Below are 14,233 nucleotides of genomic sequence, written 5' to 3'. Positions count from 1 at the left end.
AGGGTACAGTTTCAGCCAGAAATACTACACAGATAAATCTGTGAGAATTTCTAAGGTCTTCAACTAGTACTGTTCCCTCAGGAGTCTTGCCATAAATACTATGTATTTATATGCAATTTCATACTAAATTACTTAAAAAAATAATAAAATAGACAATTTCTATATTATTCCAATAGAAATTGTCTATTTTCACTTGTCCAAGAACTTTATATCCCTGATACTTTATCTCTATTAATTATTTAACTTTCATAATACGTTTACTTGGCTCAACATCTTTAATATCGTCCACTGTTAACGTTTTGTTATCCAAGTTTGTGATAACTAATGGTGTCACAATGCTTGGTGCATTTTCTTTAAGATATGCTAAGTTTACTTTCATTAAAGGTTGACCTTGAGTCACTGGTTCATCCGCATTGACTAAACTTTCAAAACCTTCTCCATTTAACTTAACTGTATCTATACCAATATGAATTAATAATTCAATTCCTGTATCAGATTCTAATCCAATTGCATGTTTTGTTGGGAATATTGTCTTCACTGTACCGTCAAATGGCGCAACGATTTCACCTTTTTCAGGGATAAATCCAATACCGTCTCCCATCATTTTTTCAGAGAATACTTTATCAGGTACTTCAGATAATGGAATAATTTGTCCAACACCTGGCGCATAGATTTCAGTTTCAGCAATATTTTCTACGTGTACTGGTTCTTCTGAATCTTCTTCAGTGACAGTTGTTTCACTTGGTTTAGTAATTTCACCACTCATGATTTTTGCCATATCATGTTTAATTTGATCTGATTTTGGACCAAAAATAGCTTGCATGTTATTACCAACTTCAAGTACACCAGAAGCACCTAATGCTTTTAGTCCTGGTACGTCTACTTTTGCTTTATCATTAACTTCAACACGTAAACGAGTGATACAAGCATCTAAATGTTTAATATTCTCTTTACCACCCATTGCATCTAATACATCAAATGGTAATTTAGCCACACTTGAATTTCTGACTTCTTGTTCTTTATCTTCTCTACCAGGCGTTTTTAAATTGAACTTTCTGATAGCAAAATCGAATAAGAAATAATAAACCAGTGCATATACGATACCTACTGGAATAACTAATAACGCATTTGTTCTATGCCAGTTTAATAATCCGAATAATACATAGTCTATGAATCCACCAGAGAATGTCATACCAATTTTTACACCTAATAAATGCATAATTAAGAATGAAGAACCTGCTAATACAACGTGGATTGCATATAACAATGGCGCTACAAATAAGAATGAGAACTCAAGTGGTTCTGTAATACCTGTTAAGAATGATGTTAATCCTGCTGATAGCATCAAACCACCAACAATTTTTTTACGTTCTGGACGAGCATTTTTATAAATAGCAAATGCTGCAGCTGGTAAACCAAACATCATAAATGGATATTTACCAGTAGTAAATGTACCAGCAGTAAATGGTACACCGTCTTTTAATTGAGCCATCCAAATACGTTGGTCACCACGAACCAATTCACCAGCGTGGTTTGTATAATGTCCGAACTCGAACCAGAATGGTGCATAGAAAATATGATGCAAACCAAATGGAATTAGTGAACGTTCAATAACACCAAAAATAAATGTTGTTAATACTAAGTTTTTCGTTAATAAGAAGTTTGATAAATCATTTAAACCTGTTTGAATAGGTGGCCATACCCAACTTAATACAATACCAACAATAATTGCGGCCACAGATGTTGCTATAGGGACGAAACGTTTACCTGCAAAGAATCCTAAAAATGCTGGTAACGTAATATTATAGTATTTGTTATAACACCATGCGGCTACGGCTCCCATGATAATACCGCCAAATACACCAGTTTGTAGTGTAGGGATACCTAACACTAACGCAAATTCAGGTTGTTTAGCAGCTTGACTTAATTCTTTAGCACCTTTTGCATAAGAGAAGATATCATCAATTGTAATATTTAAATATTTACCCATAGTGGCATTCATAATTAAATAACCAACGAGTGCTGCTAATGCTGCTACACCATCTCCTCCTGCTAATCCAAGTGCTGTACCGACTGCGAATAATAGTGGTAAGTTGTCAAAAATGACTTGTCCTGCTGCTTCCATAATAGAAGAAATCATAACAAAGACATTATTTGTTAACCAAGGCGCAATTTTGACTAACTGTTCATTGTGCATTGCATTCCCAAATGCAAGTAAAATCCCAGCTGCTGGTAAAATTGCCACAGGTAACATTAACGCTTTACCTATACGTTGCAATTGCCCAAAGAGCTTTTTAAACATATAAAAACATTCCTCTCATATTGTAGTCATTTACATGTACATAAAAAAAGACATGAGCAAACAAGACCATAATAAATGGCCAAATGTTTGCTCATGCCTGCATCACCAGTAACACGCAAATGTTATTTTTAATTTAAATATAGTATACACATTAGCTGAAGCGTTTACAATAGTTTATTTTAAAAAAATCTCAACCAAAACGAGTTGGTTGAGATTTATAGAATCTATATTATAAGAAACGTTTTGTTGCTACTGAGATTGGTGGGATTTGATCAAAGTCTAAATGTTTATCTTCAGTAATTGATCTGTATGCCCATTTACCATAACCAAGTGCTTCTGAGTTAACAATTTTACCTGGTAATGGTGCAGCATTAGGGTCAACATGTACATCAACGATAGTTGGAACGTTTTGTGACATTGCTTCTTCAACAATATCATCTAAACGACTAGCGTCTTTAACTGTATAACCTTTACCGCCAGCAGCTTCAGCGAATTTAGCATGATCCATATCAGAGAAATCAATGGCATATTCTAATTCACCAGCAGCTTGTTGTTCATATTTAATGAACGCTAATTGTTTGTTGTTTAATACGAAAATTGTTAATGGTAAGTCGTATTGAACTGCAGTTGCAAAGTCTTGCATTACCATTTGGAATGCGCCATCCCCTGCAATTGCTACTGATTGACGGTCTGGGTAAGCAACTTTAGCTGCCATAGCACCTGGAAGTGCACAACCCATAGTACCTAACCAACTTGAGATCATAAATTTGTTATTTACACCTAAGTTTAAATAACGAGTTGACCATACTGTTGAAGTACCAACGTCTGCTGAAACAATAGCATCGTCTTTTAAGTTGTCATTGATAGCTTTCATTAAACGTTCTGGACGTAATGGTGAATTATTATTATTTAAATCTTGTTCCATCCATTTATCCCATACTGCTTTACGTTCTAAAGTTTTGTCTAAGAATGGACGTTTAGCAACGTGTTTAATGTTTTCGCTTAATTGTTCTAATGCAATTTTAGCGTCTCCTAAGATACCAACGTTGATATCGAAACGGTGACTAATATGTGCTTCATTAGTATCAATTTGGATTGCTTTAATATTTTTCTTAGGTAAATATTTAACGAATGGGAAGTTAGTACCAATCATAATTAAAAGATCTGCATCTTGGATTGTTTGATATGATACTTTAGTACCGATTTGTCCTAAGTTACCTAAGTTGTATGGATGATCATCAGCAAGGATTGCTTTTGCTGGTAATGAATGAATAGCTGGGATTTTAGCCATTTCTATAAATTCACGTAATTCATCTTTAGCATGTTGTGCACCAACACCGAAAAGAACAACTGGTTTTTTACTTTTATTGATTAATTTAGCAGCTTTTTTGATGTTTTTGAATTTAGGTGCAATTGCTTTAGGTTTAGTTGTATTTACTGGTTTGTTAGTAGTGTCTTTAATTTGTTGAGTTAATAAGTCATTTGGACAGATGATTACTGCTACACCTTTTTGCTCATAAGCTGTACGAATCGCTTCATTAACGATTTCAAATACGTTGTCGCCTTTTTGAATTTGGTGGTTATAAACAGCTACATCTTCACATAATTTAGATAAATTAGTTTCTTGGAAAGCACCAGTACCTAATTTATCACTATTTGTTTGACCAGAAATAACTAATTGAGGAACGCTATCCATTTTAGCGTCATACATACCATTTAATAAGTGGATTAAACCAGGTCCACCAATACTTAATGCTACTCCGATTTTACCTGTAATTCTTGTATAACTACCAGCAGCTAAACTTGCTACTTCTTCGTGACGTACGTGGTAGAATTTAAATGAGTCTCTTACTGTACGTAATGAGTCAACTACTGCGTCGATTGAGTCTCCTGGTATACCATATAAGTGATCGATGTCCCATGCTTCTAATGCTTTAACTAATGCTTCATTTGCTTTGATTTTTGCCATTTTTCCAAATAGCCTCCCTTTCTATTTATATGAGTTTCTTCCCTTTAATAGAACAATAAAATAAGTATTGGTATTAAAATCGAACTGATTACTGCAGTTAATATCATACCAATCGAACTAAATGCGCCTGATTCTATATCTAATTCTAGTGCTTTTGCTGTACCGAAAGCGTGAGAAGCGTTACCATATGTTAAGCCTCTCGCGATTGAAGATTTAAAGCCTCCCATACGCAATAGCATTGAACCTAGAATACTGCCTATTAACCCTGTAGCTATTATAAAAAGTACAGTCATTGTATCTGTGCCACCAAGTTCGTTAGAAACTTCTATCCCAACAGCTGCTGTGATAGACCTTGGCAGCATAGTAACAATCGTTTCTTTTGAATAGCCGAAGATTTTCAACGTTACGTATACTAACATAAAATTAAGTATTACACCAGTTAACACGCTCGTGAAAATCACAAAAAGGTATTTCTTTATCTTATGTCTGTTTTGATAGAGTGGATAAGCCAAACAAACGACCGTTGCGTTTAATATATGATTTATCCATTCTCCACCTTTCATGTATCCTTTATAACTAATATCAAACATAAGAAGTATCGCTATAATGATAATTGATGCAATTAATGCTGGATTAAGAAATGGATTTTTATATTTGTCTTGCAGTTTTTTAGAAATAACATATACCACAATCGTTATAATTATCATAACTGCTGCTTGTAATATGTTATTCATAACTCATCCATCCCTTTTCCTATATCTTTTCTGTTCACCAATTTTTCAGCGATATAGCCTGAGGATAATGCTACTAAACATGTTCCTAAAATAATAATTAAAAAGAACAATAGATAGTTAAGCGTAATGTCTGATACTACATCCATAACGCCGACAACAGATGGAATAAAGAAAAACACCATCGTTTTTAATAGGAAGTCTGCACCTTCATTCACCCACGATACAGGAATTATTTTGAACTGTAATAATAGGTAAAAAATGATGAGACCTACAATACTACCTGCTAAAGGGATGTGTAATAAGCGCTGCACTTCGGTACCGATGAATGAAATAATTAAAATAAGTACGAGTTGTACAATAAGATGTATGAAATCTCTCACCTTATGCATGCTATCTTTCCCTTCTAAAAAATTTGTCTAAATTGTTACAACAATTTTTTAGTGATATTTATAATTATAGTCTTTCTTTTTCTATTATTAAAATACATTTTTCGAATACTAAACATTCCTTAAATTTATGAAAGCGGTTTCTTTCGTTAAGATTAATTCTATTATTATAAATGTGAAAATTTAAGTCATATGAATATTTTAAGGAAATTTATGTTAGGTTAATCTATCTCTTAAATATTCTATCCATTTATTAGTCGCATAACTAAGACGTTTATCCTTTTTCCATACTAGTCCTAGTTCCCACTCTACATTTGCATCTTCAATATTAATGGCACATACATTTTTGTTCATCAATTGAGTAATAGAAAGTGGCAAAATACTTATCCCTAATCTATTACTGATAAGATTTTCAATCACATTCCATTGAGATATTTGAGAAACCATATTGGGTATAAAACCGGCATTTTTAGTTATTTCTATAATTTTATCATTTAAGTAAAAGTCATCATTAAATAAGATAAAGTCTTCGTTAGCTAAATCTTTAATTTTAATAGTTTGATACTTGGCTAATGGATGATTTTGATTTAATACGACACATAACGATTCCTTATTAAATGACAAAGCTTCAAAATATTGATGATCGACAGGAAGTGTCGTTATTCCTAAATCTAATTCATCATTTAAAATTTGTTGTTCAATTGATTTTCCACCGTGTTCAACAAAGTTAAATGTCACATTAGGGAATTGATGATGAAAGTCTCCTATCATACCTATTATAGTCTCCATATTCATCACTGCTGATAGACCAATGTTAATATGACCGGTTTCTAAACCATATAAACTACTGATTTCTGATGGTAAATTTTCATATAAGGCGATAATCTCTTTGCATTTATTGAAAAAGATTTTGCCAGCATCCGTTAAAACAAGTTGCCTCTTTCCTCTATCGAACAATGGTACTGCCATTTCGTCTTCAATATCTTTAATAGCTTTACTAATCGTAGGTTGAGCAATATATAAAAACTTAGAAGCATTTGTCATACCACCTTGTTTCACAACCTCTACAAAATATTTCATATGTTTAATATCCACTAATGTCACCTACTCAAAAAATTTGTTCCTATTATTATACATTAACGCTTTTGTTTTAACGTGGTTTAAGTATTTCAGCTCTTATATTGGCTTTATATTGGTTTTTATATTGGTTTTTATATTGGTTTTTATATTGGTTTTTATATTGGTTTTTATATTGGTTTTTTCACATTAATATTAATAGATAATTGTGTTATAATATGCTTTGGCTCAAAATGATTATTCGAGGTGAGGAATTGAGCTTTTACGAATTTATGCAAAATTTTCTTGGTGATGACACACCATTAGGCGAATTGGTTGATTGGATTAATCAAGATAACAATTTTCCTAGACAAGTGAAGAGCCAAAGTGAAATATTGTCATATTTTCGAACTAATCCGTGTCCTGAAGACTTATCAATGACTATTGTTAAAAGAGCATTGTCAGTCTTCAACCAATTCACTAATGTATGATCTATGTTAATTGTTATTTAGCATTTATCTAACATAAGAATACATGGAAGTCTATCATCTCGAGGGGAGCGGGACAGAAATTTTTTCGTAGTTCCACCCCAGCAAAGATGACTAGAATTGAAAAAACTTTAAATAAGTACATTTCAATTCAGTCATCTACTGCCAATATATGCTTTTATTTAGAAATGTTAAATTTATTTATATACTTTTAATGCTGTCGACAAAGTTTCGTGCTTTGTTGATGGCTTTTTTATTTGTACTTATATACTTTCTATTCATAAGAGTAAAACATGAAACTTACATTAAAGTATAAAATATTATTACAAATACCCTATTTATATTTCAGTAACATTACAGTTCCTTGTATAATTCATTTCTAATATTGTATTCTACCTTTTTTACATCTATTATGAATACGGTTACTAAATAAAAAACGATTTTTGGGAGAAAAAATGAAACTTAAAAAATTATTATCTCGTGTCATAATCGCTACTGGAATCTTGTTAACAGGGACTATAACTTATCAAACAGCTGAACAGACACATGTGTCAGAAGCAGCTTCATATAAAAATTATTATAATAAAGGTCAATGCACTTGGTGGGCTTATCAAAGACGCGCACAATTAGGTAAACCTATATCTAATCGTTGGGGCAATGCGAAGAACTGGTATTCAAATGCAAGACGTTCAGGCTATGCTACTGGTCATACTCCTAGACGTTATGCGGTAATGCAATCTACTGCAGGTTACTACGGTCATGTTGCTGTTGTTGAGAAAATTTATAGCAATGGAAATATAAAAATATCAGAATATAACTATAATCGCCCATATAAATATGGAACTAGGATTATAGGAAAATCATCTGCACGTCATTTTAATTACATCTATTAAATAAAAAAACGACATGGCATATGCAACTTTAAATGCATAGCATGTCGTTTTTTTAGTTTAAGAATTTTGACGTAATTGTTCTAAAATCTCTTTTGCTTTTGCTGAATTGGCTTGTTCTTCTTGTTTAAGTGCATCAGCAACTTGTGCAATTTCATCGCCTTTAGCACCTACGATAATTGCTAATGATTTATATTGTAAGCTCATATGACCTTGTTGAATTCCTTCAGACACTAATGCGCGACACGCAGAAAAGTTTTGTGCTAATCCAACCGCTACAACAACATGACCTAGCTCTTGTGCAGTTTTGACATTTAGTAAATCAAGTGAAGCTTTAGCAATTGGTAATACTTTTGTACCACCACCAACAATAGCTAAGGTCATTGGCACTTCTATCGTTCCTATTAATCGTTGGCGATCTGAATCATACTCCCACGTTGCTATACCACGATATTGACCATCACGGCTAGCGTATGCATGCGCACTCGCTTCTGCACCACGCGTATCGTTACCAGTTGCTAAAACAACTGCATGAATACCATTCATAACACCTTTATTGTGTGTAGCAGCTCTGTGTATATCTACTTGTGCTAATACAGACGCACGTTCCATTCTTTGTGCTACTTCTGCACCTTCTCTACCACCTTTAGTTAAATCGTTAACGTCTATTTCTCCTTGTACTTTGACAACAGATGCAGTGGCATGATTAGATAATATGCTCATTAGTACGTCTTTATCTGGAAATTCATTTTTTAAATGTGCTGTAATGGCCTCTAATATTGTATTTAACATGTTAGCACCCATTGCATCTTTTGTATCTACAAATACTTTCAATGATAACAGTTGCTGTTCTGGAAACGTATCTATGTCAATCTTTTGATAACCTCCACCTCTTGCTTTAATAGATGGATAGGCTTCATCTGCAATTTGGTGTATTTGTTCTTCGTTATTTTGAATCACCTGTGCCAAAGCTTCAGTATCTTCAACACCATCAAATACAATTTGTCCGATCATTAAACGTTGGCTTGACACTGTTTTAAATCCACCAGTTTGATTTACTAACTTTGCACCATAACTTGCAGCAGCAACTACTGATGGTTCTTCCACCATCATTGGCACAACGTAAGGTTGTTCATCAACGATAATTTCAGGTAATAATCCAACGGGCAATGTACCTTGGCCAATCACATTTTCAATTAAACTATTAGCAATATCTTCATCTATTAGTGGATGATTTAACAAAATGTCATGATTTTCGCTAGATAACCAACCATATTCTTCTAATTGTTTTAATTTATCTTCTCTCGATAAATGACGAAATCCTTTGTCCAAATTTTGCATATTTTTTCTCCTTTTTTCACTATGAATTATCTCTTTTAATTCTATATATTCAAATAAAACAAAACTTATTACCATTATAAAACAATTAAAGTTTTCTTTGTAAAAGTTACTTGTTTTATATTCTAAAAATCTCTGTATTTATAACAATATCATTTGCTATTTTTTAAATTTATATATTAATAACAGGCGATTTAACGCAATTATTAAAACGCTTACATAACTGTTATACATTCATATCAAAATCTGTTATATTCATTGTATATCATTAAATTATTTTGGTATGATACTAATGCTACTTTTAAAACTGAAAGGATGTAACCCTTATGAACATAGGTATAGATAAAATAAACTTTTATGTACCAAAATTTTATGTAGACATGGCTAAGCTTGCTGAAGCACGCCAAGTTGACCCAAATAAATTTTTAATTGGAATTGGCCAAACTAAAATGGCCGTAAGTCCTGTAAACCAAGATATCGTATCTATGGCCGCTAATGCCGCTAAAGATATTATAACAGACGAAGATAAAAAGAAAATCGGTATGGTTATTGTAGCGACTGAATCTGCAATTGACTCTGCAAAGGCTGCAGCTGTTCAAGTCCACAATTTACTAGGCATTCAACCTTTTGCACGTTGTTTTGAAATGAAAGAAGCGTGTTATGCTGCTACACCTGCAATTCAATTAGCTAAAGATTATCTAGCAAATCGTCCAGAAGAAAAAGTATTAGTTATCGCAAGTGATACTGCACGTTACGGTTTACAATCTGGTGGTGAGCCTACTCAAGGTGCCGGTGCCGTAGCAATGATGATTTCTCATAATCCTAGCCTCTTACAATTAAATGATGATGCTGTAGCATATACTGAAGATGTCTATGATTTTTGGAGACCGTCTGGCCATGCATATCCACTTGTTGATGGTGCATTATCAAAAGATGCATATATCCGTTCATTCCAACATAGCTGGGATGAATATTCAAAACGTGAAAATAAATCGTTAGCTGATTTCGAATCACTATGTTTCCATGTTCCATTTACCAAAATGGGTAAAAAAGCTTTAGAATCAATTATCGATGAAGCAGATGAAACAACACAAGAACGTTTAAGAACAGGTTATGAAGATGCCGTTTATTATAACCGTTATGTAGGTAATATTTACACAGGTTCTTTATATTTAAGTCTTATATCATTATTAGAAAATCATGACCTTTCTAGCGGACAAACAATCGGATTATTTAGTTATGGTTCAGGTTCTGTTGGTGAGTTCTTTAGTGCTACTGTCGTTGATGGTTTCCAAAATCAATTAGATACTAAAGGTCATCAATCTGCTCTAGAAAAACGACAAGAAGTTTCAGTAGAAGAATATGAAAACTTCTTCAATCGCTTTGATAATTTAGAATTTGACGCACAACAAGATGCAGTAGACAATGATCAATCTATCTTCTATTTAGAAGCTATTAATGACAATATTCGTGAATACCACGTTCCAAAATAATAAACTATAAACCATACTGGAATACAAATTCCAAAATAATAGCACTAAGATGATTAGGAAGAAAATCATCTTAGTGCTATCTTTATATTCAATGCTCAAAAATTACGTATTTTTATGGTTTAGTACTATGTTTTGGTACAAATAAAGGACTCATGTCTACTTTTTCAGTTTCTAATAATTTTACTTTGTTTTTGATTGTTCCACCATATCCTGTAAGACTTCCATTTTTAGCGACAACTCTATGACATGGAATAATAATAGATATTGGATTACTCCCAACTGCGCCACCAACTGCCTGAGCTGACATTTTGTCTTTATTCATTCGTGTTGCTACTTTTTGAGCTATATCTCCGTAAGTTGTTAATTCCCCGTATTCAATTTTTTCGAGTTCTTGCCATACAAATTGTTGAAACTCAGTACCCTGAGGTTTAGTAGGAATATTTAAGTTTGGAACATCCCCTTTAAAATAAGCATCAAGCCATTCTTTAGTTAATTGAAATACTTTTATATCATCTTTTTCAACTCGACCATCTTCTAATTGTTGGTTTTGATAGAGTACATGTGTAAGATATTCGCCATCGCTAACAAGTTCTAATAACCCGACTGGTGAATCATAATAAGTTTTATATTCCATTAGACTCATTCCTTTCTTTATAGTAACTCATGCGTTTTATTAATTATTATAAGGGTATTTGATGTTATGAATTTAAAGGAGGTTTACCTATGTTTACCCACCACAACAATAAAAACAGCGTCGACTTACATTTAAACACTAATAATCAAAAATATGATCTAGCTACACAAGATCATGCTAATCAAATCACCAATTTTTATAAAGCAATATATCAAATTAATGATATTATTTTGGGATTAGTATTTTTGGTAGGAAGCTTTTTCTTTTTTAGTGATGCAACTATGACTTTGGGTACGATATTATTTGTAATTGGTAGTATTCAAATGACAGCAAGACCTGTTATTTCATTTATACATGATATAAAATTATCTAGATATTATCATAAACGATATATTGAAGAAAAAAATAATTCACATACTTAAAGTAATTTAAAAGTAAAATGACAGCGCCTAAATTCATAAGACGCTGTCATTGTTTAATTAAGCAAAGTTATAAAGTTTAATTTCCTTTTCTTTAGCATATTCTAAAGCAAGAATTTCTAAAATATTAATAAAAGCGGGTTCCCCTTTAACTTTAATATATTGGAATGTTAAACCAAAATTTTCAGCAGTCATTTCTTTTAGTTCAGAAGTATCTGCATTTTTATTTTTAGCAAGTTCTTTTCTGAATTTAGTTGTACCACTATCAGATTTAGAATTATATTGAGCTAATTTTGTATTTAAATCTTTTTGAATTGGTTTATAACCTGTCGCATAACCACCTGTTTGACCAACAAATATAGGTTTCTTACCATCGAAAATGACATAAACTCCATATTGATCTTCAACTTTTTCTCTATCTTCTTTTGTAAATGACAAAGATTCTTTCTTATCGTATTTAAAAAGCTTTTTTAATTTCTTTTCATTATCTTCTAATAATTGATTTAGTTTCTTACTACCCTTCATGATTAAATCCTCCCAATAGCCTTATATTTAAAAGTTCTTATTGAGTATATATCACTATTTAAATGTTTTAATCATTTTTCTGTAAAATTAATATTTCATCAATCTTTTCTTAATATTTATAAAATTAATTTTGCACTTGAATTCATAAAAAAACGTTGCATAAATCTGAGATAGACTTACACAACGTCTTTGACTATTACTTTATTTTGTATTAGAACATTTCAGATACAACTTTTTGTTCTAAGAAGTTTAATAAGTAGTCTGGGCTACCTGTTTTAGCGTCAGTACCTGACATTTTGAATCCACCAAATGGATGATATCCAACAACTGCTGCTGTACATCCACGATTTAAGTATAAGTTACCTACATCGTATTCATTTACAGCTTTAATCCAGTGTTCACGATTATTAGTAAATACTGCACCAGTTAAACCATAATCAGTATCATTAGCAACATCAATCGCTTCATCAAAATCTTTTACTTTAACAAATCCAACAACTGGGCCGAAGATTTCTTCTTGCATAATTCGGTCTGAAGATTTCAAGCCAGAGAAAATAGTTGGCTCAATGAAATATCCAGTAGAATCATCAGTGCCTCCACCTTGTTCTAATTTACCTTCTTCTTTACCAATTTCGATATAATTTTTGATTTTATCAAATTGTTTTTGATTAATTACTGGTCCTACAAATGTATTGCCTGTTGTGTCTCCTAAAGATAATTCTTTAGTTAATTTAACAGCTTTTTCTAATACCTCATCATAAACATTTTGATGCACAATTGCTCTTGAACATGCAGAACATTTTTGACCTGCAAATCCAAATGCTGATGTTACAATTGATTCTGCTGCTAAATCTGTATCAACATTTTCATCGACAACGATAGCGTCTTTACCGCCCATCTCAGCGATAACGCGTTTTAAGAATGTTTGTCCTTCTTGAACGACTGCACTTCTTTCATAAATACGTGTACCTGTTGCTCTTGAACCAGTAAATGTTACAAAGTGAGTATCTTTGTGGTCTACTAAGTAGTCACCAATTTCTTTAGGATCTCCTGGTACAAAGTTAACTACACCTTTTGGTAAACCTGCTTCTTCTAAAATTTCTATTAATTTATAAGCAGTTAACGGCGTATCTTCTGCTGGTTTTAATAAAACTGTATTACCTGCTACAACTGGTGCTAATGTTGTTCCAGCCATAATCGCAAATGGGAAGTTCCAAGGTGGAATTGTAACACCTGTTCCTATAGATTTATAGAAATATTTGTTATGTTCTCCTTCTCTATCTAAAACAGGTTTACCATCAGCTAAATCCATCATTGAACGTGCATAGTATTCAATAAAATCAATACCCTCAGCCGCATCGCCTACTGCTTCATCCCATGGTTTACCCGCTTCATAAACCATAACAGCAGAAATTTCTTCTTTGCGACGACGAATAATTGCAGCAACACGTAACATTAATTCAGCACGATCTTTATGAGACCATTTTTTCCATGTCTGGTATGCTTCGTTAGCAGATTGAAATGCTTTTTCAACATCTTCTTTTGTTGCTTTTGAAACTTTAGCAATAGTTTGAGAAGTATTAGCTGGATTTATAGATTCAAATTGATCTTTTTTATCTATCTTTTCTCCATTAATGACTAATGGAATACTTTGACCTAATTGACCTTCTACTGCTTTTAAAGTCTCTTTAAATTTATCTACATTCGCTTGAACAGAAAAATCAATTCCTGGTTCATTTTTAAAATCTACTACCATTATTGCGTACCCCCTATGAAATATTAAAATGAGTTGTTGAACCCTTTGTTTAATTACATATAGGTCTAGATAAGTGCGCTATTTTAATCATGTTACTGTTACGCTAATGCAACTTTATCTCAACCTTTCTTACATTCTACTATGTATCATTGTAATTTTGCAATCGCTTTCATTTAAAAATCTTAATATTTCAAAAATTAACTAAAATATTAGAGAAACGAAAATTAGTCTCAACTTATAAAG

Annotated in this window: 13 protein-coding genes; 4 read left to right on the top strand and 9 right to left on the bottom strand. The window is 32.4% G+C overall.

The features are described from left to right. Positions 1 to 235: 235 nt before the first annotated feature. The 5 genes from ptsG to cidR all read right to left on the bottom strand — a co-directional run bounded on the left by ptsG (position 236) and on the right by cidR (position 6,486). Positions 236 to 2,302, bottom strand: a complete 2,067-nt coding sequence (gene ptsG, locus N524_RS0106340; RefSeq protein WP_029055995.1) for a glucose-specific PTS transporter subunit IIBC — start codon at positions 2,300 to 2,302, stop codon at positions 236 to 238. Positions 2,303 to 2,531: 229 nt separating this feature from the next. Next, positions 2,532 to 4,271 carry a pyruvate oxidase gene (locus N524_RS0106335; RefSeq protein ID WP_029055994.1) on the bottom strand — a complete coding sequence of 580 codons (1,740 nt, stop codon included), beginning with the start codon at positions 4,269 to 4,271 and terminating at the stop codon, positions 2,532 to 2,534. Between the two features lie 44 nt (positions 4,272 to 4,315). Beyond that, complete coding sequence (locus N524_RS0106330) at positions 4,316 to 5,005, bottom strand: LrgB family protein (protein ID WP_017636570.1); 690 nt, start codon at positions 5,003 to 5,005, stop codon at positions 4,316 to 4,318. Continuing rightward, the gene (locus N524_RS0106325) at positions 5,002 to 5,394 is read right to left on the bottom strand and encodes a CidA/LrgA family protein (RefSeq protein WP_017636571.1); all 393 of its coding nucleotides are present in this window, start codon (positions 5,392 to 5,394) and stop codon (positions 5,002 to 5,004) included. Before N524_RS0106325 ends, N524_RS0106330 begins: the two co-directional genes overlap by 4 nt. A gap of 213 nt (positions 5,395 to 5,607) precedes the next feature. Beyond that, complete coding sequence (gene cidR / locus N524_RS0106320; protein WP_029055993.1) at positions 5,608 to 6,486, bottom strand: cidABC operon transcriptional activator CidR; 879 nt, start codon at positions 6,484 to 6,486, stop codon at positions 5,608 to 5,610. A 236-nt stretch (positions 6,487 to 6,722) separates the two neighbouring features. On the opposite strand from cidR, the gene N524_RS0106315 reads away from it, so the two are divergent. Further along, positions 6,723 to 6,938: a sterile alpha motif-like domain-containing protein gene (locus tag N524_RS0106315; protein WP_002450133.1), complete on the top strand. Its 216-nt coding sequence runs from the start codon at positions 6,723 to 6,725 to the stop codon at positions 6,936 to 6,938. A gap of 452 nt (positions 6,939 to 7,390) precedes the next feature. Next, the gene (locus tag N524_RS0106310; protein ID WP_029055992.1) at positions 7,391 to 7,828 is read left to right on the top strand and encodes a CHAP domain-containing protein; all 438 of its coding nucleotides are present in this window, start codon (positions 7,391 to 7,393) and stop codon (positions 7,826 to 7,828) included. 57 nt (positions 7,829 to 7,885) lie between these two features. Here N524_RS0106310 and N524_RS0106305 read toward each other — a convergent pair whose 3' ends face one another. After that, a complete protein-coding gene (locus N524_RS0106305; protein ID WP_259677269.1) occupies positions 7,886 to 9,241 on the bottom strand; it encodes a hydroxymethylglutaryl-CoA reductase, degradative in 1,356 nt (451 codons plus the stop codon). Positions 9,242 to 9,489: 248 nt separating this feature from the next. On the opposite strand from N524_RS0106305, the gene N524_RS0106300 reads away from it, so the two are divergent. Then, positions 9,490 to 10,656, top strand: coding sequence for a hydroxymethylglutaryl-CoA synthase (locus N524_RS0106300; RefSeq protein ID WP_029055990.1), 1,167 nt, complete (start codon positions 9,490 to 9,492; stop codon positions 10,654 to 10,656). 112 nt (positions 10,657 to 10,768) lie between these two features. Here N524_RS0106300 and N524_RS0106295 read toward each other — a convergent pair whose 3' ends face one another. Continuing rightward, positions 10,769 to 11,290 carry a methylated-DNA--[protein]-cysteine S-methyltransferase gene (locus N524_RS0106295; RefSeq protein WP_017636577.1) on the bottom strand — a complete coding sequence of 174 codons (522 nt, stop codon included), beginning with the start codon at positions 11,288 to 11,290 and terminating at the stop codon, positions 10,769 to 10,771. A gap of 89 nt (positions 11,291 to 11,379) precedes the next feature. On the opposite strand from N524_RS0106295, the gene N524_RS0106290 reads away from it, so the two are divergent. Further along, positions 11,380 to 11,712 carry a YrhK family protein gene (locus N524_RS0106290; protein WP_029055989.1) on the top strand — a complete coding sequence of 111 codons (333 nt, stop codon included), beginning with the start codon at positions 11,380 to 11,382 and terminating at the stop codon, positions 11,710 to 11,712. 57 nt (positions 11,713 to 11,769) lie between these two features. Here the strand turns inward: N524_RS0106290 and N524_RS0106285 are convergent, their stop codons facing one another. After that, positions 11,770 to 12,234 (bottom strand): hypothetical protein, encoded by a 465-nt coding sequence (locus tag N524_RS0106285; protein WP_029055988.1) that lies wholly within the window; start codon positions 12,232 to 12,234, stop codon positions 11,770 to 11,772. 211 nt (positions 12,235 to 12,445) lie between these two features. Further along, positions 12,446 to 13,990, bottom strand: a complete 1,545-nt coding sequence (gene pruA / locus N524_RS0106280) for an L-glutamate gamma-semialdehyde dehydrogenase (protein WP_029055987.1) — start codon at positions 13,988 to 13,990, stop codon at positions 12,446 to 12,448. Positions 13,991 to 14,233 lie beyond the last annotated feature (243 nt).

This window comes from Staphylococcus sp. URHA0057 (assembly GCF_000620265.1).
Taxonomy (GTDB): Bacteria; Bacillota; Bacilli; order Staphylococcales; family Staphylococcaceae; genus Staphylococcus; species Staphylococcus pasteuri.
This window is presented reverse-complemented; position numbering and strand designations above follow the sequence as displayed.